The 23,796-nt window shown below is 27.0% G+C and carries 21 protein-coding genes and 1 riboswitch; of the genes, 4 read left to right on the forward strand and 17 right to left on the reverse strand.

The annotated features are described in order from the left end of the window. Positions 1-14 precede the first annotated feature (14 nt). The 12 genes from cmk to Q1J78_RS02845 form a co-directional block, all read right to left on the reverse strand. Positions 15-653 carry a (d)CMP kinase gene (gene cmk, locus Q1J78_RS02790; protein WP_300276267.1) on the reverse strand — a complete coding sequence of 213 codons (639 nt, stop codon included), beginning with the start codon at positions 651-653 and terminating at the stop codon, positions 15-17. A gap of 35 nt (positions 654-688) precedes the next feature. Next, positions 689-1,948 carry a BaiN/RdsA family NAD(P)/FAD-dependent oxidoreductase gene (locus tag Q1J78_RS02795; protein WP_300276269.1) on the reverse strand — a complete coding sequence of 420 codons (1,260 nt, stop codon included), beginning with the start codon at positions 1,946-1,948 and terminating at the stop codon, positions 689-691. 17 nt (positions 1,949-1,965) lie between these two features. After that, the gene (locus Q1J78_RS02800; RefSeq protein WP_300276271.1) at positions 1,966-2,607 is read right to left on the reverse strand and encodes a histidine phosphatase family protein; all 642 of its coding nucleotides are present in this window, start codon (positions 2,605-2,607) and stop codon (positions 1,966-1,968) included. A 205-nt stretch (positions 2,608-2,812) separates the two neighbouring features. Further along, the gene (locus Q1J78_RS02805; RefSeq protein WP_300276273.1) at positions 2,813-3,682 is read right to left on the reverse strand and encodes a YitT family protein; all 870 of its coding nucleotides are present in this window, start codon (positions 3,680-3,682) and stop codon (positions 2,813-2,815) included. An 84-nt stretch (positions 3,683-3,766) separates the two neighbouring features. Next, on the reverse strand, positions 3,767-4,930 hold the full coding sequence (locus Q1J78_RS02810) for an iron-containing alcohol dehydrogenase (RefSeq protein ID WP_300276275.1): 1,164 nt from the start codon (positions 4,928-4,930) through the stop codon (positions 3,767-3,769). Between the two features lie 74 nt (positions 4,931-5,004). Then, positions 5,005-5,871 (reverse strand): MurR/RpiR family transcriptional regulator, encoded by an 867-nt coding sequence (locus tag Q1J78_RS02815; RefSeq protein ID WP_300276277.1) that lies wholly within the window; start codon positions 5,869-5,871, stop codon positions 5,005-5,007. Between the two features lie 193 nt (positions 5,872-6,064). Continuing rightward, the gene (gene mnmM, locus Q1J78_RS02820; protein ID WP_301118247.1) at positions 6,065-6,670 is read right to left on the reverse strand and encodes a tRNA 5-(aminomethyl)-2-thiouridylate-methyltransferase MnmM; all 606 of its coding nucleotides are present in this window, start codon (positions 6,668-6,670) and stop codon (positions 6,065-6,067) included. Between the two features lie 197 nt (positions 6,671-6,867). Beyond that, complete coding sequence (locus Q1J78_RS02825) at positions 6,868-7,584, reverse strand: pseudouridine synthase (RefSeq protein WP_300276282.1); 717 nt, start codon at positions 7,582-7,584, stop codon at positions 6,868-6,870. A gap of 36 nt (positions 7,585-7,620) precedes the next feature. Beyond that, on the reverse strand, positions 7,621-8,271 hold the full coding sequence (locus Q1J78_RS02830) for an outer membrane protein assembly factor BamD (RefSeq protein WP_300276284.1): 651 nt from the start codon (positions 8,269-8,271) through the stop codon (positions 7,621-7,623). Between the two features lie 204 nt (positions 8,272-8,475). Beyond that, positions 8,476-9,768, reverse strand: a complete 1,293-nt coding sequence (gene lysA / locus Q1J78_RS02835) for a diaminopimelate decarboxylase (protein ID WP_300276286.1) — start codon at positions 9,766-9,768, stop codon at positions 8,476-8,478. A 26-nt stretch (positions 9,769-9,794) separates the two neighbouring features. After that, on the reverse strand, positions 9,795-10,988 hold the full coding sequence (locus Q1J78_RS02840) for an aspartate kinase (RefSeq protein WP_300276288.1): 1,194 nt from the start codon (positions 10,986-10,988) through the stop codon (positions 9,795-9,797). A 146-nt stretch (positions 10,989-11,134) separates the two neighbouring features. Next, a riboswitch (Lysine riboswitch) is annotated at positions 11,135-11,302 on the reverse strand. Between the two features lie 89 nt (positions 11,303-11,391). Beyond that, positions 11,392-11,955: a CD3072 family TudS-related putative desulfidase gene (locus Q1J78_RS02845; protein WP_300276290.1), complete on the reverse strand. Its 564-nt coding sequence runs from the start codon at positions 11,953-11,955 to the stop codon at positions 11,392-11,394. A 358-nt stretch (positions 11,956-12,313) separates the two neighbouring features. Between Q1J78_RS02845 and Q1J78_RS02850 the strand changes: the two genes are divergently transcribed. Further along, on the forward strand, positions 12,314-13,222 hold the full coding sequence (locus Q1J78_RS02850) for a helix-turn-helix domain-containing protein (protein WP_300276292.1): 909 nt from the start codon (positions 12,314-12,316) through the stop codon (positions 13,220-13,222). A gap of 21 nt (positions 13,223-13,243) precedes the next feature. After that, a complete protein-coding gene (locus tag Q1J78_RS02855; protein ID WP_300276294.1) occupies positions 13,244-14,596 on the forward strand; it encodes an MATE family efflux transporter in 1,353 nt (450 codons plus the stop codon). A gap of 185 nt (positions 14,597-14,781) precedes the next feature. Here Q1J78_RS02855 and Q1J78_RS02860 read toward each other — a convergent pair whose 3' ends face one another. Both Q1J78_RS02860 and Q1J78_RS02865 read right to left on the reverse strand, forming a co-directional pair. After that, a complete protein-coding gene (locus Q1J78_RS02860) occupies positions 14,782-16,485 on the reverse strand; it encodes a hypothetical protein (RefSeq protein ID WP_300276296.1) in 1,704 nt (567 codons plus the stop codon). Between the two features lie 129 nt (positions 16,486-16,614). Then, the gene (locus Q1J78_RS02865) at positions 16,615-17,268 is read right to left on the reverse strand and encodes a hypothetical protein (protein ID WP_301118248.1); all 654 of its coding nucleotides are present in this window, start codon (positions 17,266-17,268) and stop codon (positions 16,615-16,617) included. 306 nt (positions 17,269-17,574) lie between these two features. On the opposite strand from Q1J78_RS02865, the gene Q1J78_RS02870 reads away from it, so the two are divergent. Further along, entirely contained in the window at positions 17,575-19,236 is a 1,662-nt protein-coding gene (locus Q1J78_RS02870; RefSeq protein ID WP_300276300.1) for a glutamine--tRNA ligase/YqeY domain fusion protein, read from the forward strand. Between the two features lie 61 nt (positions 19,237-19,297). Here the strand turns inward: Q1J78_RS02870 and Q1J78_RS02875 are convergent, their stop codons facing one another. Genes Q1J78_RS02875 through Q1J78_RS02885 form a run of 3 tightly spaced genes read right to left on the reverse strand, consistent with a single transcriptional unit; the run spans position 19,298 to position 22,444 of the window. Beyond that, a complete protein-coding gene (locus Q1J78_RS02875) occupies positions 19,298-19,924 on the reverse strand; it encodes a hypothetical protein (protein ID WP_300276301.1) in 627 nt (208 codons plus the stop codon). 39 nt (positions 19,925-19,963) lie between these two features. Then, positions 19,964-21,634 (reverse strand): gamma-glutamyltransferase family protein, encoded by a 1,671-nt coding sequence (locus Q1J78_RS02880; RefSeq protein ID WP_300276303.1) that lies wholly within the window; start codon positions 21,632-21,634, stop codon positions 19,964-19,966. A 30-nt stretch (positions 21,635-21,664) separates the two neighbouring features. Next, complete coding sequence (locus tag Q1J78_RS02885) at positions 21,665-22,444, reverse strand: hypothetical protein (RefSeq protein WP_300276305.1); 780 nt, start codon at positions 22,442-22,444, stop codon at positions 21,665-21,667. Positions 22,445-22,684: 240 nt separating this feature from the next. Here Q1J78_RS02885 and Q1J78_RS02890 point away from each other — a divergent pair. Further along, on the forward strand, positions 22,685-23,796 hold a 1,112-nt coding region (locus Q1J78_RS02890), incomplete at its 3' end, for an efflux RND transporter periplasmic adaptor subunit (protein ID WP_300276307.1).

Below are 23,796 nucleotides of genomic sequence, written 5' to 3' on the forward strand. Positions count from 1 at the left end.
ATCTCCCTCTTTCATTATTTTATTTTCGATATCACTTTTTCAACTACCTCTTCTATATTTAAACCTGTTGTGTCTATTTCTATAGCATCATCAGCTTTTTTAAGAGGTGCAAATTCTCTATTAGAATCTATTTCATCTCTTTTTTTAATATCCTTTATAATTTCATCAAGAGTTGTTTCGTATCCTTTTTCAACTAACTCTTTATATCTTCTTTTCCCTCTTTCTTCAGGTGTGGCTACTAAAAAGAATTTATAATCTGCATTTGGGAAAACATATGAACCTATATCCCTTCCATCTAATATAACAGAATTTCTTTTACCAATCTCTCTTTGAACATCTACCATTAAAAATCTTACTTCTTTTATTTTCGCTACTTGAGATACATTAGAACTTACTTCTCTTGTTCTTATTTCTTCATTTATTATTTTTGAATCTAAATATATATTATTATCTTTAAAATCTATTTCTGAATTTTTAGCTATTTTTATAACCTCTTCTTCATTATTTATATCTATTCCATTAGAAAGACATTTATATGTTACTGCTCTATACATTGCACCTGTATCTATATAATTTATATTTAATTTTTTTGCTACTAATTTTGAAATTGTACTTTTACCTGCTCCTGCTGGTCCATCTATTGCTATTATCATAATATTTTCCTTTCTAATTAAAAATTTTATAATTTTTAAAATTCACTTTTTCCTGCTGCAAACCCTGTAGAAAATGCAATTTGTAGATTGTATCCACCTGTTTCAGCATCAACATCTAAAATTTCACCTGCTACATGTAAATTTTTTATTTTTTTAGATTCCATTGTTGTAGAATTTATATCTTTTACAGATACTCCTCCTGATGTTACTATTGCAGGTTCAATTCCTAGTGTAGAAGTAGATGTTAATTTCATTTCTTTTATTAAAGATATTATCTTATTTTCTAATTTTTTAGGAAGCTCGTTTACCTTCATTTCATAAACACCAGCTTGTTGTGCTATAGCTTTTAAAAAGTTTTGAGGTAATATTCCTTTTAAGTTTGTTATTACATTTCTATTTGGAAATTCTCTTATCGCTTCTGATATATCTTCCCTAGTGCTATTTGGTAAAAAGTCTATACTTAATTCTACATTTTCATTTTCTAATGTTTTATTTATATAAGAAGATAAAATTAAAACAGCAGGTCCACTTATTCCAAAATGAGTAAATATAATATCTCCATTTTGTTTTAGTTTTTTCTTTTTTATTTTGCAAGAAATTTCTACATCTTTTAGTGAAATTCCCTGCATATTCATAATCCAAGATTCTTCTATTTTTAAAGGAACTAATGCTGGAATAGGAGGTAGTATTTTATGTCCATATTTTTTTAATATTTTATACATATTCCCATCAGAACCTGTACTTGAAAAACTTCTTCCTCCAGTAGTTAATACTAACTTATCGCAATCTATTCTATCTCCATTATCTAAAATAACTCCTTTAACTTCCCCTATTTTATCTTTTTTTGATAAAATTTCTTCTTTTGGAAACATATTTATTTCTAAATCTACAACTTTTTTATTATAAAGAATTTTAACATCTCTTTTTAATAACTCTTTATTTAAAGAATCTATAAGCTCTTCTGCTCTATCATTTTCTGTATATACTTTAAAATCGTTGTCTTTTTCTATTTTATATTTTAAACCAATTCTATCAAAAAATTCCAATAAATCTTTATTTGAAAAAGCATCAAAACTACTATAAAGAAATCTTTTATTTGTAACTACTTTTTCAAAAAAATCATCTATTTCTCTTGCATTGGTTAAATTACATCTTCCACCACCTGTAAGTTTAATCTTTCTTCCAAGTTCTCCATTTCTTTCAAGTAGAAATACTTCATTTTTACTATTTTGACTGGCAGAAATAGCTGCCATCATTCCTGCTGCTCCCCCACCAACTATAACTATTTTTGCCATAAATTTGTAATCTCCTTTTATTCAAGAGCCGAATTATTAAGTTTGTAATCGCCAGTTATATGAGATGTATCATTCATTTTTGTAACAACTGGTCCATAATTTCTCCACTCTACTATATTTAATGCTGTATTATCTTGTTTTATTCTATATATATTTTTCATATCTGAATCTAACATCAATAATAAAAATACTCTAACTGTTACTGAATGACTAACTAATAAAATATTTTTATTATCGTATTTTTCATTTAAATCATTTATGAAAATTTCCAATCTTTTTTTTATTGTATCTAATGTTTCTCCACCTGGTATTTTAGCTAGATGAGGTTCATTTCTCCAAGTTTTATATATATCAGCATATTTTTCTGTTATTTCTGGGATTAATTTTCCTTCCCATTCTCCAAACCCCATCTCTCTTAAGGCTTCTGTTTTCTGTACTTCTATTCCGAATTTTTCCCCAACTATTTCTGCTGTTTGAACAGCTCTTCCTAAGTCACTAGAAAATATCATATCTATAGGATATTTTTCCATACCAACTGATAATTCTTTTGCTTGTAATATTCCTTTTTCTGTTAGCTTAGAATTACCATGTCCTTGTGTTTTACCTAATATATTCCATTCTGTTTGTCCGTGTCTAACTATATAATAAGTATTTCCCATTTTTTCCTCCATAATTTATTCAATTCTCTCTAACATTATAATTATACAACAATAAATTATTAAAATAAACAATACAATAAACTTTCATATACTAAGAACTAGTAAAAAAAGACTAAAAGTATATTAATTTTTACATAAAAAAAGACTGCTAATTGATATTATTTTCAATATAACAGTCTTTTATTTTCTTTGTTCAAAATTTTATTTATTCAAATTCTGTTACCGGTTTAAATCCATTTCCTAATGCTTCATGAATATCTGTTATTATGATAAATGCTTTAGGATCTACCTCTCTTACAAGTCTTTTTAAAGCTACAACTTCTTTCTTTTCAACGACAACTAATATAACCTTTTTATCGTTTCCTGTATAAGCCCCTTCTCCTTTAAGAAATGTTGCACCTCTGTCTAATTCTTGCATTATCTTATTTGTAATTTCTTTAGAGTTGTCAGATATTATCATAAATGATTTTGAATAATTAAATCCTTCAATCATAAGGTCACTTACCTTTATTATTATGTATAAAGATACAGAAGAATAAAGAGCAACTTCTATTTGACCTGTTGCAAATCCTGACATTACAATAACTGAACAGTCTATTATTCCAAGTAAAATTGGTATACTTAATGTTGGGAACACTTTATTTATTAATAAAGCCATTAAGTCTGTACCACCAGTTGAACCGTTTATTCTTAATATTAGCCCTTGACCAACACCCATAAGTATTGAACCAAGAATAATTATAAGGTATATATCCTCTGTTATAAATATAGAAGACATACTTTCTGTCATTTTTAATGCAACTGTTAAAAGTATTATTCCTAAAACTGTTTTTATACAGTCTCTTTTGCTTAGTATCTTGTATGCTGCCACAAATAAAGGAACATTCAAAACAAGGTTTACTATCCAAAGAGGAATACCAAATAACATATTAAGAACAACTGCTAGACCTGTTATTCCACCTGATGCAATCCCATAAGGATTGAAAAATAGATTTAGAGAAATAGCCATCATTATACATCCGATGACTAGTATAAAAATATCACTAAATCCTAGTCTTAAATTTTCTTTTTCCAAAATGATCCACCCCTTCCATATATAATTATATATGAGAATCTATCTTTTTCATATTAATATATGGATAAAATAACAAAAATTTTATTACATAGACATTTTGTATATATTTAAGACATCTTCTTTTTCTAATGGCATATATCCATACTTAGCTCCTCGTTTTGATGCCAATTCTGCCATTATTTCTAAGTTTTTATCATCAACACCAACTTCTTTAAGAGACATTGGTATTTCTAATTTTTCAAAATATCCTCTTGTTGCTTTTATAGCTTCTTTTGCTATCTCAAATTTATCTTTAGATGAATCAATTCCCCAAACATTTATACCATATTCTGCAAATTTATCTACTGTCTTTTCATTTAATACATATTCCATCCAGTTTGGAGTAAGTATTGCAAGTCCTACACCATGAGTTATATCGTAATAAGCACTAAGTTCATGCTCCATTGGATGTACTGACCAACCTCCATCTGTTCCATAAGAAATTAGACCATTTATAGCATGTGAACTTGCCCACATTAAATTCGCTCTAGCTTCATAGTTGTTTGGTTCTTTTAATGCTATTTCACCATATTTTATACATGTTTTTAACAATGATTCAGCAAATCTATCTTGTAAATATGCTCCTTTTTCATTATGGAAATATGTTTCAAATATATGACTCATTATATCAGCTGTTCCTGCAGCAGTTTGAATAGCTGGAACTGTATATGTATATTCTGGATCTAATATAGATACTTTCGGTTTTAATAGTTCATTTCCCATACCAAGTTTTTCATTTGTTTCCATATTAGATATAACTGCAAATGCATCCATTTCTGAGCCAGTTGCAGAAAGAGTAAGTACTGATATAATAGGAAGAGCTTTTGTTATTTTTGAACTATCTAACACTAGTTCCCAAGGATCTCCTTTATAAAAGGCTGAAGCTGCAATTAATTTACTACAATCTATTACACTTCCACCTCCAACAGCAAGTATAACATCTATTTTTTTGCTTTTACATAATTCTGCTCCTTTTCTAGCAGATGTTATTCTAGGGTTTGGATCTATTTTTGAAAGTTCAAAAACGTTTATCTCATCATCACATAGTTGTTTCATAACTTGATCATAGATTCCATTTCTTTTTATACTATTTCCACCATATACCAATAAAACATTTGAACCAAAATTTTTAATTTCCTTTCTGAGTTTAGATATTTGTCCTTTCCCAAAATGTACTTTAGTAGGTATACTATAGTCAAAATTTTTCATAACACTACCTCCAAAATTATTTTTATATAAATTGAGGACTGAAAATCAAAGATTCCAGCCCTTTTAAAAAATTTTTATTCAAACATTCCGTATTTATCCCACATTTGTTCTAAATCGTCAAAATGCTCTTTTATATCTTCTTTTTCTTTCATACCAACTGATACTGCAAGTGCATTTGCTACACTCATAGCAGGTACTAAAGAGTCTACAAATGATGCCATATTACTCTTAACAATTAGAGTATTATCTGAAACTGATGCTATAGGAGCAAACAAACTATCTGTTATTGATATTACATGAGCTCCTTTTTCTTTAGCATATTTTACTAATTGGAAAGATTTTTTTGAATATCTAGGGAAACTAAACGCTATAACAACATCATCCTCACCTATTCTAACTATTTGTTCAAATGCATCTCCCATATCCATTCTAACTGTATGAACATTATCTAAAATTATTCCTAAGTAAAATCCTAAGTACTGTGCAACAACAAAAGATGTTCTCATACCTAATATATATATTTTTCTCGCTTTTAATAAGCTTTTTGTAGCTTCTTGAAAAGCTTCTTCATCTATATCATCTAAAGTTTCTCTAATATTATCTATATCACTTTTTAATATTTTATTTACAATAGCATTTTCATCTGAATAATCATTTGCCATCTCAACTCTTTGAACAGTTGTTAATTTATTTTTTATAAGCTCTTGAAGTGCTGCTTGAAGTTTAGGGTATCCAGAATATCCTAAAGCATTTGCAAATCTAACTACTGTAGATTCACTAACTCCAACTGTTTCGCCTAATTTACAAGCTGTCATAAACGCAACCTTATCGTAGTTATTTAATATATACTGTGCGATTAATTTTTGCCCCTTACTCAATCTAGTATACTGAGTTTGTATATCTGATATAAGTTTTTTACTATCTTTTAAAGTTTCATCCATTTTTTTTCTCCTTTTACCCTACATTTTTCATTTGATGAATTTTTATATACATATATTATAATTTTCTGTATATTACACATACACCAACTGAATATTTCATTTTCCCTCATTTATACCTATATTATATTATTTTTTATAACAAAAATCCAACCTTTATTTGTATTATATTTTTATAAAAATAAATAAACATAATTTATTTATTCTTTATTTGTTTTTTCTTTTCTATTACTATTATTGATGGAGGGTTATTTTTTTGATTTATAAACTTTGATTCAAAAACATTATATTTTTTTTGTTCTAAGTTCATTGCAAAATCAAATATTGCATTTCTTTCTTCCATTCCACCATCATGACCTGTATAAATAGAAATACAAATTATACCATTTTCTTCAAGTAGATTTAATGATTCTTTTATTGCTTTTAATGTAGTTTCTGGCTTTGTTATAATTTTATGTTCACATCTTGGCAAATAACCTAAATTAAAAACAGCACATTTTATATTTTTATCTACATATTTATCTATATTTTCATGTCCATCTAAAATAAGGCTCACTCTTTTTTCAAAATCTAATTTTTCAATTTTCTTTTTAGTAGATTCTATAGCTTCTTTTTGTACATCAAAAGCATATACAAATCCATTTACCCCTACTTTTTCAGCAAGATATACTGTATCATAACCATTTCCCATAGTTGCATCTATACATATATCTCCTTCTTGTAGTATTTCTTGTAAATACATCTTAACTATACTATTTACATTGTCAAAATTATTATTTTTCATAATCTCATCTCTTTTCATAAACAATAAATTTAAAATTCAACTTCTAAATTTTGTAACTTCATTTTGCCCTTATCTATTATAACCAAATTGTATATTTAATACAATTATTTAATCTCTTTTTTATTTTTTAATAAAAATTATCTCTATTCATAAAAAATTACATTAATAAAAAATGCCCAAATTTATTATTTGAGCATTTTTATAATTATATTAACTTATTTCAAACTTTTTAAATATTTTACTTCATCTTCTGTTAGATTTCTATATTCACCTATTTCAAGACCTCTTATATTTATTCGTCCCATTTGTATTCTTCTAAGGTTTCTTACTGGATGTCCAACAGCTTTACACATTTTTCTTACCTGTCTATTTTTTCCTTCGTGTATAGTTATTTTGCATACAGAATAATTTTTTTCTACATCTGTTTTTATAATTTTTAGTTTTGCTTTTGCTGTAGTGTAATCTTCTATTTTTAATCCATTTTCAAAATTTCTTTTTTCTTCTGGAGTAAATATTCCATTTACACTTGCTAGGTATGTTTTTTCAACCTCATGTTTTGGATGTGTCAATTTATATGTCAACTCTCCATCATTAGTAAGTATTAAAAGACCACTTGTTTCGTAATCTAATCTACCAACTGGATACACCCTTTCCTCAATATCTTTTAAAATATCTAATACACTTGGTCTATCAAATTGGTCTTTTACTGTTGTTATATATCCTTCTGGTTTATTTAATAATAAGTAAACTTTCTTTTCTTCTTGATTTATAACTTTTCCATCAACTTCCACTATATCTTTTGTTTCATCGATTTTTGTAGATAAATCTGTAACTAATTCTCCATTTATAGTAACTCTTCCAGAAATTATCAGTTCTTCTGCTTTTCTTCTAGATGCTACTCCACATGAAGCTATATATTTATTTATTCTCATATTTATACCTTTCTAATCTAAGTAAAATTTTATATTTTATTGTGCTGAGTTGTCAGAACCTCCATTAGAAGTTCCTCCTGATTGATTATTTCCAGAATTTCCTCCATTAGTAGATTCTCCTGATTGGTTGTTTTCAGAATTTTCTCCTCCATTAGAAGTTCCTTCATCTGGCTTTTTATCATCTTCATCATCATCTGGTTTAGAGTGACTTGGTCTATGTGAACTTGATGAATTTGAATGAAGAGCATCTGATTCTACTTTGTCTTTATTATTTTCAGCTGATTCTTTAGCGTTTTGCTTTCTTTCTTTTTGTTCTTCTATTAAATTTTCAACTCTTGTTTCAAGTTGTGATTTTTTCCGTTCAGCTTCTTTTCTTATTTTAGATGAACCATTTTTTAACCGAAGAACTTTTTCTACTTCTTTTAATGCTTTTTCATAATCTTCATTTTTTTCATAATCTTCTATCTTTATCATTCTCATCGCTTGAATATACATATCTCTTGCAACTTTATTTGAATCATCACCTTCTAATACATCAGAAAATTTTTCCATAGCTTCTCTATAATCATGTCTTTCTAATGCAATTTGACCTTCATTAAAATTTTCTGAATCTCCATTAGACTTACATGCTGTTAAACTAAATGCTAGTACCATACTAAGTGCTATTATTTTTATTTTAGACTTCATGATATACCTCCTATTTACTTTATATAATTTTAACATAGATTAATAAGTATATACAAGGCGTTACTAATTCTTGAAAATATAAAATAAAAGTCCATAAACTAATTTTAAAAAATTAATTTATGAACTTTCCATTTATTATATTTATTTAAATTACTATATTGCTACATAGAAAATTGACTTCTAATTATTTCTACATATAATCTATTATAATTCTAATGATATAACATCTTCATAAGTTTGTCTTCTACAAACAGGTGTTATTTCTCCGTCTTTAACTGCTATAACAGCTGGTTTTTGTATTTTATTATAGTTAGACGCCATTGAATAACCATAAGCACCTGTAGATGTTGTAATTAAAGTATCTCCACTTTCTATTTCTGATATAGATACATTATTTATAAGTATATCTCCACTTTCACAACATTTACCAGCTATTGTAACTTCATTTTCTACATTTTTATTCATTTTATTAACAATGCTACATTCATATCCTGCATGATAAAGAGAAGGTCTTATATTATCTGTCATTCCTCCATCTACACTTACATATACTCTAACATCTTTTATATCTTTTATAGAACCTATTGTATAAAGTGTACTTCCTGCATTTGCTATTATAGATCTTCCTGGTTCAATAATTAATTTTGGAACTTCTATACCTAAATTAGAGCAAGTTTTTTCTGCTCTATCTATGATAGCACTACAAAATTCTTTTATTGTCTTTGGTTTATCTTCATCTGTATAATATACTCCTACTCCTCCACCTAAATCGACATCTGTAAGCTCTATATTATATTTTTCTTTTATTTCTTTAACCAATTTCATCATTATATCTACTTCATCTAAAAATGGTTCTTCATCAAATATCTGAGATCCTATGTGAGCATGTAATCCTACTAATTTTACTCTGCTATAATTTTTTAATTTTTCAATAGCATTATATAAATCTCCATTTACTAAAGCAAAACCAAATTTTGAATCTATTTGCCCTGTTTTTATATATTCATGAGTATGAGCTTCTATTCCAGGTGTTATTCTAAAATAAATTTCTTGAATTTTATCTTCTTTTTCACAAATATCTTCAAGTAATTCAAGTTCATAGAAATTATCTACTACAAATTTTCCAACTCCGTATTTTACGCCCATCTCAACTTCTTCTTTTGTTTTATTATTTCCATGGAAAAATATATTTTCCATAGGAAAACCTGATTTATAAGCTGTATATAATTCCCCACCTGAAACTACATCAAGGCACATATTTTCTTCTTTTATCAATCTACACATATATCCTGGTAAAAATGCTTTCCCTGCATATGCAACTCTATTTTTATTTTCGTCTACTTTAAAATATTTTCTATAATCTCTACAATTTTTTCTTATTAATTCTTCGTCAAATACATATAATGGAGTTTTATATTCTTCAACCATTTTTAAACAGCTTACTCCACCAATGTAAAGTTCATCATTATTTATTTCCATACTTCCATGAAGTTTCATTTTCTTACCTCTATTCTAAATTATTTTTATAAATTAAACTCTTCGCACATTTTTTGTATAGCTACTTCTTTATCTGATGTATTTATTGCACAAGTTATTCTTATTTCTGATGTTGTTATTAATTTTACTCTTATATTATTTTCTTTAAATATTCTAAATACTTTTGATGCAACTCCAGATGTATGTTTCATTCCAAGTCCAACTAAAGAGAATTTTGTTATATCATTATCCACTGCAATTTTTTCATCTGATGTATATTTTTTTGCTAATTCTATACATTCTTCTACTTCATCTTTTGGTATTGTAAATGATACACTTAATTTTCCATCTATTGGTGCTGTTTGACTTATCATATCTACACTTATTGATTTATTTGCTATATCTTCAAATAATGCTGATATATTATCCATTTCTAATTCTTTTATTGTTATTGAGCTATCTGCATCGCTAGTTGCTATTCCTGTTATTACTTTATCTTCTAATTTCATGTTTTTTCCCCCTCTAATGTATGTTCCTTTTACTTTTCCACATGTACGTCCTACATAAACTTCTATACCGTATTTTTGAGCTAGTTCTATACTTCTAGAATGCATTACTTTCGCACCAAGACTTGCAAGTTCTAACATTTCTTCATATTCTATTTCATCAAGTTTTTTTGCATCTTTATATGTTCTAGGGTCTGTAAAATATATCCCATCTACATCTGTATATATTTCACATTTTCCATCTAATTTTACTGCCAAAGCAACTGCTGATGTATCTGATCCACCTCTTCCTAGAGTAGTTACATCTCCTTCATTATTTATACCTTGGAAACCAGTAACTACAACAACATATCCTTCATCTAAACTTTCTTGTATTCTATCCACATTTATATCATCTATAAGAGATTTCCCATGATTACCACTAGTATGTATATCTAGTTGATAAGCATTATAACTTATAGCTTTACATCCTAAAGATTCTAAAGTTATAGCAAGCATTGATGCTGATATCATTTCTCCAGTAGATAATAGAGCATCTAATTCTCTTTTACATGGTTTATCTGTTACTGATTTTGCCATATTTATATACTTATCAGTAGTTTTTCCCATAGCTGAAACAACTACAACAATCTTATCATCAATTTTTTTTCTTTCTATTATTCCTTCTGCTATAGTTTTAATTTTTTCAGTATCTGCAACAGAACTTCCACCATATTTTTGTACAATTACACTCATTTTTTACCTCCTTATGAATAATAAAACTCAATCTTGCTTTCAATAAATCTATTAATCTTTATTAATTTATATAAATTATTACTTTATTTACAAAATAAAAAACAGTCCAAAGGAAACTTTGGACTGTAAATAATTTCTATACAAAGTAACCTTGTAGCTCAACACTTATTAAAGCGACAGTCCTGCATATATTATATACAGACCCAGAAAAAACTATTGCCATAATCTTTTCTTCGGCTACATTCCCTTTCTCTAAAATCTCTGTTTGCCAACTCATTTAGATACTATTGAATTATAGCGCCTCTACCTTGGTTTATTATTCTTTTTTTCGATAAGTATATTAAATCATATTATTTTAATAAATGCAAGCCATTTTCTGAAAATTTTAAAATTTATGTAAAATTTATTTTTTACAGACAATTTTATTCTCTATATATTTACAAATTTCTTCTGCATTTTCAGTTGTAAAGCCAAACATATCTATATCAATATTTTTTTCTTTGATTAATTTTTTTAATTCTTCCATCATAACTCCCATTTCTTTTGTATATGAAATTGTATTTATTGTATCTTTAAGATTTGGATTACTTCCTATTTCTCCTTTCCAATTTCCCCTACAAGTAAGATTTATTCCACAAGATGGACTTCCATCTATTCCTAAAATACCAATTATATTATATCCATTATTTATATACTCTTCTATTTGAAGAATATAAGTTTCAAGTTCTTTTTTACAAGTATTTCTAAAATACGGTGTATCAAATTGATCTTTTACATGACCCCATCTTTTACTTCCATACATAATTAGCTCGGGACATGGTAATTGTATTATTCCTATTTCATTATCTATAATCGTTTTTATTATCTTTTTTCTAGCATCTTCTCTACCTTCTTCTTCTCCAAAATTTTCCACTTTTGAAAATATATTCAACATACAGTGTGATACTAATATAATATTTTTTTCCATTTTTTATTCTCCTCGATTAATTATCATCTATTTAACTTTCTATTTTTTATTTATCATCTTTTTCTATTTTTTATTTATATCATTTTATTTATCATCTTTCCATAATAATTTCTAAATTTCAATATAGAAAATATCTATAACAAATACCTTTATATAAAATTAGTGTATAAACACAGCTTTGTATAACCTTTAAAATTGATATTAACTAAATTTTTAGTCCAAATAATCATTGTCTATTTAGGACTAAAGTTTGTCGTTGTGGAACAGACTTTCTTAAATATACACTATATACTAAATATAGTTAGTTTTATTTAGCTATAAATCGATATATGCTAATATAAAATAAAGAGGTGAGATAATGAAACAAAGTAAAACTAACGTAAATGATATTCGTCAAATGAGTGTCTTTGAAGTCTTTTCTGGTATTGAGTTGATTTATAATAATTTCAATTCACCTAATGTCAATGTAGATAAATACATTACAAATAAGTACATTACAGATAATATTATGGAAATTAGTCATTGTAGAAAAGGTAGAGTAGAATGTGATTTAAAAGATGGTACGTATCTTTTTCTTGGCGAAGGTGATTTAGGTATTAATATGTTAAATAATCATACTAGCAAAATGAATTTTCCAACTAATTTTTATGAAGGAATTTCAATAAATTTGTATTTAGATATTATAGATAAGAATATACCTTATTTATTAAATGATACAAATATAAATATATATAATATAAAGAAAAAGCTATGTAGTAATTCTAGTTGCTTTGTTATAAGAGCGACAGAAAGGATCGAACATATTTTTTCCGAATTATATAATATTCCTGAAAGTATAAAAGGTGATTATCTAAAAATCAAAGTTTTAGAATTACTTCTTTTTCTTAGTGTGCTTGATCCCGATAAACAAGAAAAGAAAGAACATTTTTCAAAATTTCACGTAGAAACTATCAAAGCAATACACTTTAAAATAACAGAAAACTTTTCAAAGCGATATACAATTGACGAGTTATCAAAAGAATTTTGTATTAGCCCTACAACATTAAAATTGTATTTTAAAGAAGTTTATGGTACTAATATTTCATCTTATCTTATAAATTACCGAATGAAAAAAGCAAGCGAAATATTACGTACTACTAATAATTCTATTTCTCAAGTTGCTTATGATGTTGGATATGAAAGTCAAAGTAAGTTTGCAATTAAATTTAAAGAAATCTTTGGTATGACTCCATTAGAATACAGAAAAAAATGTTCGGGCGAAAAATAATATAATTGCAAAGGAGTTCTTATGAATACAGAAAGTAACACAAGAAATAAGCTACTTACTGAATCCCCTAAAAAACTTATGTTATCTTTAAGCATACCAGGTATTTTAGGAATGGTAGTTGTCGGACTTTATAATATGATGGATTCAATTTTTGTAGGTCAAATGGTAGGTACAGTACAAATGGCTGCTATATCAGTATCATATCCATTTACTCTTATAAATGCAGGTTCTGCTGCTATGTTAGGTGTAGGTTCTGCTTCTGTTTTATCTCGTGCTATTGGGAAGAAAGATGAATCGACAATAAAAAAAATTATGGGTAATCTAATTGCAGCTATTCTTTTAATATCTATTATTTATACAATTATAGGTATGATTTTTACTCGTCAATTATTGACATTGGCTGGTGCTAGTGGAGATATTTTAAATTGTGCTGAAAAATATTTAAAAATTATATTTGCAGGTTCTCTTTTTGTAAACTTCTTCCAAAGTGCAAATATGGTAATTCGTGGAGAAGGACAGTTAAAAAAGGCTATGCTTATAATTACTAGTGGATCTGTTTTGAATATTCTTCTAGACCCAATTTTTATTACAATATTAAAGCCCTATGGTTTAGGAATTGAGGCAGCTGCTTATGCTACTGTTTTTTCACAATTTATTCAAGCAGCAATTACATTATGGTATTTCAAATATAAAAGTAATTATGTGAAAATTGGTCGTATATGTATTGATACTACAATACTTCCTAGTGTTTTATCTGTTGGTATTTCTGCTCTCTTAATGCAAGTTTTAACATTAGTTCAGCAAATGGTGATTTACCGTGTCGCATCTAAATATGGTGGTGAAACTTCACAAATTTTATTAGGTGCAGCTTTACGTGTATGGAACTTTGCATTTGTACCTCTATGGGGAATGAGCCAAGGTTTTCAACCTGTAGTTGGGACTAATTTTGGTGCTAAAAAATATGAGCGTGTAAAAAAATTGACATATATATTCGTATTTGGTGCTACAATGCTTTCTTTGATTTTCTATATTCCAGTAGAACTATTTCCAGAACAAATACTATCACTATTTATTACTACCCCTGGTATTGCTTCTATGGGAGTTACTAATTTCCGTATTATGTTTAGTACATACATATTACAAGGGAGTTTTATTATGGCAGTAACTTTATTTCAATCTCTGGGGAAAGCTAATAAAGCTACCTTACTTGTCCTTTTCCGTCAAATTATTTTATTTGTTCCATTAGCAGTCATCTTGCCTATGGTTGCTGGATTAGGCATTACAGGTGTATGGTTAGCTATTGCCCTTACAGACGCTATTTTGGTAATTATAACATTATCTATGATGTTTAAAGAACTTCATAAACTGAAATAGTAATTTTTAACAAATACTAAAGTTATATATAAGAAAAATCTATAAAAAATAAATTTTAATTTAATTACTTTATTTAATTTTGATTACATATTACAAAAATCTAGCTAATAAAAATCCCCCAGTAAAACTGGGGGTATTTATACATAAAAGTCAAATTTCTATTTATTTTTTATATATAAACTTTATTAATTTTTATCATTCTTGTTTTCAACTTTCTCATTTTCAACTTTTTTTGTATTAGTTTTATCTACTTCTTTATTTACTTCTTTTTGTAAACCGATATTATAGTTTTCAAAATCATCGATTTCTATTAACTCTTTTTCATCTTTAGAGAATGTTATTTTTATTTTATCTCCTTCTTTTGTTAAAGGTAATTTTTTAGAAACCTTAGATGTCGCATAGAATATGTTTCCTTCATCTGCATCTAATATTAGATAATATGTTGTGTTTCCATTTTTATTATCTGTTGCAATTCTTTTTACAATACCTTCTAGTTCTTTATCAAATTCATTTGATTCAACATCTACATCACTTCCACCTGATTCTAATGCTTCTTTATAACTTTTTATAGCTTCATTTTTATCCCGTCCAACTCCAACAACGTTATAATCTTTTACTGATACAAAAACAACTCTTTTTACAAGTCCTGCTTTATCTTTTAATGAGCATACATATGTTGGTTGTCCTAATATATTGTACATAACAGGGAATGTAGCTTCATAGTTTTTCTCTTGAACACTACCTTCTGCTGATTTCATAGCTGCTATTTCTGTAGCTCCAGGTTGTTTATATAATTTTGCTTCTTTAGTTCTAGAATCCACAAGCATAAATCCAATAGTTGATTCATCTCCACCTGCAGAAGTAATACCTGTATACCAATATGATTTATTGTCCTCTCCATATACAAGTGAAGTTCCTTCTGTAGCTTTTAATACTCCTTTTTCAGATATTATTGAGTTTATAAATCCATTTACATAAACTCCCCAATCATTTATCTGATTTACAACAAAATTTTCAGGTTGTATTCTATCAACCCATTTTGGTGTATCTTTGATTGAATAAAATTTCGTTTCTCCAGTTTTTGTATCTACAATCGCTGTTCCTGTGACATTTGCACCACCAAATCCAACTTTATTTTCATATAGAGATACTACCCAAAATGGTTTTCCATTATCATCTATTTCTAAAGTATAATCTGCCATACCTTTGCTCATACCACCTTTTAGATAAACATGTCTATGTAAATCTTGAAGTATATATGCATCTGGTTGGTAAACTATTTTTATATCTTCTCCATTTGCTTTTTGAACTAATTTAACATCTTGAGGGTTATTTGCAGAAACCATTACATATCCACTTGTTCCACTCATATTTGTAGCCCATTTTATGAAATCTCTATGTACAAGAGGAGCTACCCAATAAAGTTTATCTTTTACTTTTTGTATATGAAAATCTCCTAATTTAGATACACTTCCTATTGCTGGAACTTCACCTAATTTTTTATCTCCTAGCTTCATAGCCATATCTTCATCTACAATTCTTATGTCATCAGTTTTAACTGGACTTACATCTTTACTGAACTCACTCTCTTTTACTGTTCCAAGTAAATTACGATAAGATTTAGCTCTTATTATAGGTGTTGATGCTATTGTAGGTATTACAATAGCTATTACTAAAATTCCTATCGCTATTTTAAAATCTCTTTTTTTAGTAATAGAGTATCTCCGTTCTTCTCTATCAAATACCATATTTAAAATACCAGCTATTACAAAAAACATTGCTAGTACATAATATAATGATGTAAAATCTATTCTTAATACTGGCAACTTAACAAATGCATAAACAGCTGTTATTATAAATGAAATAACGTATGCTTTAAAATTTTTCATATTTTCTCCTTTCAATTTTAGATATTTCTTAATCTTTAAAAAAGATTATATCATATAAAAAAAAGATTAGTATATAAATTTTTTTATTATACTAACCTTTTTATAATTTTTTAAATTTTTAATTATTTACTATGCAGCTGGTCTTATAAAACCACTATAAACATACTGCATTGCATCTTTTAATGCAAGTTGCATATCAAATTTTAGCTCATTATTTTCTATATATATTTTTGTCAATTCTATAGGTTTTATTGTCTCTGTAGGTATAATAATTGATCTATCTTGTATTTCATATGGAATTTCATCTTTTTCATGATTCATTATTTTTGAAAGTAAGTTTCCAGATATATTGATTTTACCTAATTTAACATTATCTATAGTAGCTATAAAATCTCCATTTCTCACACTTGGTATAACCTTAACTTCTGCTTGAGTTTTTATAAATTCTATATCCATAGGTACTGTTATTACTATTGAATTATCTATAATTTTTATATCATTTGGTAATATATCCTCTGGATCAGATTCTTTCATTGCAGTATACACTATATTACTAATTTGTTCTGAATTTAAAGAAATTGTTCCTTCAAACTTTCCAGTTTCTTTTTTAAAATTTAAACTTTGTAATAATCCCATTTGTATTATATCATCTTTTGTCATTTCCCTATTGCCTGTAGTATCCTCTTTTATACCACCTTCTGGCTGAAGAGCATAAATTATTCCACCAATAGCCATTATTATAATCACTAATATCGCCACTAGAAATTTAAAGAATTTTTTCATAAAAATCACTCTCTCTTTTTTATTTTCTGCTTTATTTTTTTATTATACTCTATTTTTACAGATAATTCTAATTTATTTTATCAATACCCTCTTTTCCATATTTTCATTCAGATACTATTATTTTTTTTATTTTGCTTAATTTTTTTCCAAAAATAATATAAATTCTCTCAATACTCTTTATTTTTTTTATATATTCGATTAAAATTAATGTATATTATAATAAAGTAAACTGGATTTTTCTATCCATTGCACGATATAGTTCAATAAATAGAAATTCAAAATATATCAATAGGAGGAAAATATAATATGGCAAATGAAACAGTATCATCTAACTTTATAAAAAATATAATAACAGATGATTTAAAAACAGGAAAACATAAAAGTATCATAACTCGTTTCCCACCAGAACCAAATGGTTACCTACACATAGGACATGCAAAAAGTATTTGTTTAAACTTTGGTCTTGCTAAAGAATTTTCTGGTAAAGTAAATATGAGATTCGATGATACAAACCCTACAAAAGAAGATGTAGAATATGTAGAATCAATAAAAAATGATGTTAATTGGTTAGGTTTTAATTGGGATAATCTATTCTTTGCATCAAATTATTTTGAAGAAATGTACAATAGAGCTGTTTTACTTATAAAAAAAGGTAAAGCTTTTGTATGTGATTTAAATGCAGATCAGATAAGAGAATACAGAGGTACTCTTACTGAACCTGGAAAAGAAAGTCCTTATAGAAATAGATCTATTGAAGAAAATTTAGATTTATTTGAAAGAATGAAAAATGGTGAGTTTAAAGATGGAGAAAAAGTTCTTAGAGCTAAAATAGATATGTCTAGCCCTAATATAAACTTTAGAGATCCTGTTATATATAGAATTGCACATACTTCTCATCATAATACAGGTGATAAATGGTGTATATATCCTATGTACGCTTTTGCTCATCCTATTGAAGATGCTATAGAAGGTATAACTCATTCTATCTGTACTCTTGAATTTGAAGAACAAAGACCTCTTTATGATTGGATTGTAAGAGAATGCGAAATGGAAAGTATTCCTAGACAGATAGAGTTTGCAAGATTAAATATGACTAATACTGTTATGAGTAAAAGAAAATTAAAACGGTTAGTTGATAATAATATTGTTGATGGTTGGGATGACCCTAGAATACCTACTATATCAGGTCTTAGAAGAAGAGGATACACTCCAGAATCAATAAGAAACTTCTGTGCTGAAATAGGTGTATCTAAAGCTGATTCTACTGTAGATAGTCAGTTACTAGATTTCTTCTTAAGAGAAGATTTACAGCCTAAAGCTCCTTTAGCCATGGCTGTTTTAAGACCTATAAAATTAGTTATAGACAACTATCCTGAAAATGAATCTGAAGTTTTAGAAATAGAAAATCATGCAAAAGATGAAACTAAAGGAAAAAGAACAGTTACATTCTCTAAAGAATTATATATAGAACAAGAAGATTTTATGGAAGAACCTGTTAAAAAATACTTTAGATTATTCCCTGGAAATGAAGTAAGATTAAAAGGTGCTTATTTTGTAAAATGTACTGGTTGTGTTAAAGATGAAGATGGAAATGTAGTAGAAGTTCATTGTACATATGACCCAGGTACAAAAGGTGGAGAAAGTAATGATGGACGTAAAGTAAAATCTACAATACATTGGGTAGACAGTAAAACAGCTGTCCCAGCAGAATTTAGATTATTTGAGCCATTAATACTTGATGATGTTGAAGAAAACAAAGGTAAAGATTTCTTAGAACAGATAAATCCTAATTCTCTTGAAATTCTAGAAGGTTTTGTTGAAGAAACTCAGTTAAAAGGAGCTAAACCTCTTGATAAATTCCAGTTCTTTAGAAATGGATTCTTCAGTGTAGATAGTAAATATACTACTGACGAAAAGATGGTATTCAATAGAATAGTTCCATTAAAAAGTAAATTCAAATTAAAATAATAAAAATATATAGAATAATCTTTGATTATACTTTTACAATATAAAAAGACTAGAGAAAACTCTAGTCTTTTTTGTTTGAAAATACTTTTTTACAAGTAAATTTTTCTATTACTTTTACCAATTCATCAAAATATGGAGCAACAACATCGGACTCAACTTTTAATATTGTATCGAACTGAAGTTTTTCTCCATTTTTTTCATTTAACAAACCTTCTTCTTTTCCATATAGATATTCATTAAATCTTTTTATTTTACTACCTGTTTCTTTCATTTCCAAAACCCATTTAATATCCGATTTTTTTACTTCATTATCTTTGGCATATTCATTTAAATTTCTCCAACTCATAACATAACACTTTAACACATTATTTAAAAATCTTCTATATTTTAATGATCTTATTTTATCTTCAGAAATTTGTTCCATTTTATCAAAACTTGTTCCTTCAAATTCTTTAATCCATGCACCTACCATATTTTTTTCAATCATAATTTTTCTAAAAAGACCATCTTTTTCTACAGATAAACTTACTTCTTTTATAGCATTATACATAAATCCGTAAATTTTTCCAAACTCACATCCACAATTGTTGCATACATACGGATTATCAACTTCCTCATTTACTTTTTTTCTATCTTCTATTTCTGATGCATCACTTAATCCACATATTGGGCAAATTATTTCTTCCATTTTAAATCTCCATTTTCATTTATTAATTTATCTTATATTTTAATATATCGCAACTGAACCATCACATCTTTTTTCTGTACCACAAATATATCCACCGTTTTTATTCTTTAAAATTATCTGTCCTCTACCCATATTTATTTTATCCGATACAACTTTTACATCATGACCTTTTTCTTTTAGCCCATTTGCAATATTTTCTTTCATATCATCTTCTATTTCTATACTCATACCATCAATCCATTGCCATCTAGGAGCATCTAAAGCTTCTTGAGGATTCATATTGAAATCAATTAAATTTGTTAATACTTGAAATTGTCCTTGTGGTTGCATAAATGCTCCCATAACACCAAAACAACCTATTGCAGCATCATCTTTTTTAATAAATCCTGGAATTATAGTATGATATGGTTTTTTAAAAGGTTCTACTACATTATCGTGATTTTCATCTAAACTAAAGTTGTTTCCTCTATTATGAAGAGCTATACCTGTATTTGGTATAACAACTCCAGAACCAAAATTCATATAATTACTTTGTATATGAGATACCATATTTCCATCTTTATCAGATGTACATAAATATACAGTTCCTCCACAGAAAGGTTCTCCAGCTTTTGGTAAAATAGCTTTATCTTTTATTAACTCACTTCTTTTTTTAGCATATGATTGATTTAACATTTCATCTACAGAAACACTCATCTTTTCTCTATCTGTAACATATTTTTTAGAATCTGCAAATGCTAATTTCATACACTCAATCATTTTATGAATATTATCTACAGTTTCTTTTTCTTCATCTAAATTTAATTCTTTTAATATATTTAATGCCATTAATACTGTTATTCCATGTCCATTTGGTGGAATTTCACAAATATCATAACCTTTATAGTTTGTGCTTATAGGTTCTACCCATTGAGGTCTATATCTTTCTAAATCCGATTTTCTTATCATACCACCGAATTTTTTACTATGTTTATCTATTAAATCAGCTATTCTTCCTCTATAAAAACTTTCTGCATTTGTAATTGCTATTTCTTCTAATGTTTTTGCTTGTTCTTCACATTTAAAAATATCTCCAGCATTAGGTGCTTTTTTATTTATTGTAAAAGTATCAAACCAATCTTTTAAAATATCTTTATCTGTTAGATTTATCTCTATTTCCTTTTTTTCTATAGGTGTTTTTATATTATCGATTTCCTTTAAATCATTAGTATAATCTTCAAATGATTCCTTCCATAATTTTGCAACGTTTGGATAAACAATATACCCTTCTCTTGCATAATCAATCGCAGGCTTTAGACATTCATAAAGAGATAATTTTCCAAACTTTTTATTAAGTTCAGCCCATGCTGATGGTATTCCTGGTACTGTAACTGCTCCAAAACCATGTCTTGGCATTTTTTCTAAACCTTTATATGCTTCTTTTGTCATAAGCTCTGGTGCAAATCCACTTGCATTAAGACCGTATAATTTTTTTTCTGATTCTATCCAAACTAAAGAATACGCATCTCCACCAATTCCATTACTAGTTGGTTCTGTAACTGCTAATGTAGCAGCTGTTGCAACTGCTGCATCTACAGCATTTCCACCTTTTTTTAAAATTTCCAATCCTGCTTGAGCTGCTTGTGGATTTGATGTAGCAACTGCTCCATTTTTTGCATACATTACATTTCTTTCTGACTTATACCTATTTGACAAAACATTAAATTCCATTTTCTCCCCTACTTTCTTTGTATAGCTTATTTATTCTCCATGTATTTTATAATATTTACATCCAAAAATACTTTGTCTATTACATTTTATCACTTGTTTAGGAAAATTATCTAAGTCATAGTATAAATATGATGGTATTTCTACATCCTCTTTTTCACCATCAATAATAACATTTAAATAATATCGTGTCATTCCTTTTGAAGATGATTTATTAGATTCTTTAGATAAAGCTGTTACAAATTCATGATCTTTTTTTGAAAAAGTCAATGCATTATTTATATGATTATATGTAGATACAATTAAAAGACTCATACCAAGAATGACCAATAACATTTTACCCTTTTTTTCTTTTATATTTTTTATTTTTAACATTGCAAAATATATACAAATTAATATTAAATAATATACTATTACAAAAATAATCCCTGAATTATCTTCATACTTCAATTTTGGAGATGTGTATAATGCCAATAAAGCTATTGGTCCTGCTGAAACTGGAAACTCATAATGATATTTTGAATTCTTATCATTTTTAGGCAATTCTATAATCATTTTAGGATATAAATAAATATATAATAGCCAAATAAAAATTAATTCTGCTGATAAAACTAAGTTCCTTATCATTGTCCCCATAAATAAACTTATCAGCATTATTATAATCAAAATTTTATTTATTTTTTTTATAAATATCCTATCTTTTTTTATATCCTTTGTATTCCATCTATCTTTTATAGTATTTGTTTCATCATAATTTTTTTTATTATCTTTTTTAGTATTAACTTTTTTATTTTTCATATTTTTTACTTTCATAATAATCACCTCTTGACTATCTTTTTACCATTTAATATCATTTTTTAATGGTTATTTAATCTTATTATCTCATTATATTTCTGTATTAACAATAAATTTATTTAACATTGAATCTATTCTTTTGAAACAGTAAATTTAATGTTATAAATTTATAAATACCTTTGACTTATATGTACATATTTCATTATAATAGTAATATGGATTTAAATTGTTTATATGAATTATTGAAAGGAGGAAATTATGGCTTCAAAAATTAAAGGTTTCTTTGGAAAGATAAAAAACGGAATTTCTTCTGCTTTTTCAAATTGTAGAAATTTCATAAAAAATCATAAAAAAGGAACACTCGTTGTTATCGCAATAATTATAGCTGCTGGTTTTATACTTGGAACAGATTATATAAGAAGAATGAAAGAGGAAGAAAAAATACGGCAAAAATATGAAATGTACAAAATACCAGAATATGAAAATATTGATATAAATGGTATGGTTACACCTAGAGAATCTAAACAATATGCTACACCTGAAAATAATACTTTAAGCGATATAAGTATAGAAAATGGTCAAGAAGTTAATGATGGAGATTTACTATTTACTACTAAGGATAATTCAGTTGTAGAACAGATAAATGTTTTAAAATCTCAATTATCTAGTTTAAATTCTCAAAAATCAAACTTAAGTAAAAATAATAAAGATAATATAAATGGTGCTGCTATATCTTCTGTAAATGGACAGATTTCTTCAATAGAAGCTCAGATATCTGCATTAAATAATAGTGCTTATATAAAAAATACAGCTCCATTTGCCGGTAAAGTGTATATAAATAACCAAAATTCTACTGATATGAATACTTCTTTTATATCTCTTGTAAGTAATGAATTCTTTATGAAAGGTTATGTTAGTGAAGATAATCTAAAAAAAGTTCAAATAGATCAAACAGTTACTATAAAAGTAAATTCTAATGATGAAAAAATGACAGGTAGAATAAGTTATGTTTCTGATAGACCTACTTCTAAAAAAACAAAAGAAATGAAAGATAATTTATCTTATTATGAAGTAGATATATCTTTTGAAAATCAAGAAGGATTAGTAAATGGATTCCATGTAGATGCAGATTTAGAAATAGTATCAAATGAATACAAAGTTCCTACTAGTGCAATTTTAAAAACTGGTCATGAGGCTTATGTAATGAAAGATCTTGATGGTATTCTTAAAAAACAAGAAGTTACTATTGTTAAAACTGGAAAAGATATAACTAAAATTGTTACAAATCTTGAACCTGGAGATAAAATTTTAAAACATCCTGATAAAACTATGAAAGAAGGAGATGCTGTCCCTTCTGTAGGACTTGTTGA

The organism is Peptacetobacter sp., assembly GCF_029264495.1.
Lineage (GTDB): Bacteria > Bacillota > Clostridia > Peptostreptococcales > Peptostreptococcaceae > Peptacetobacter.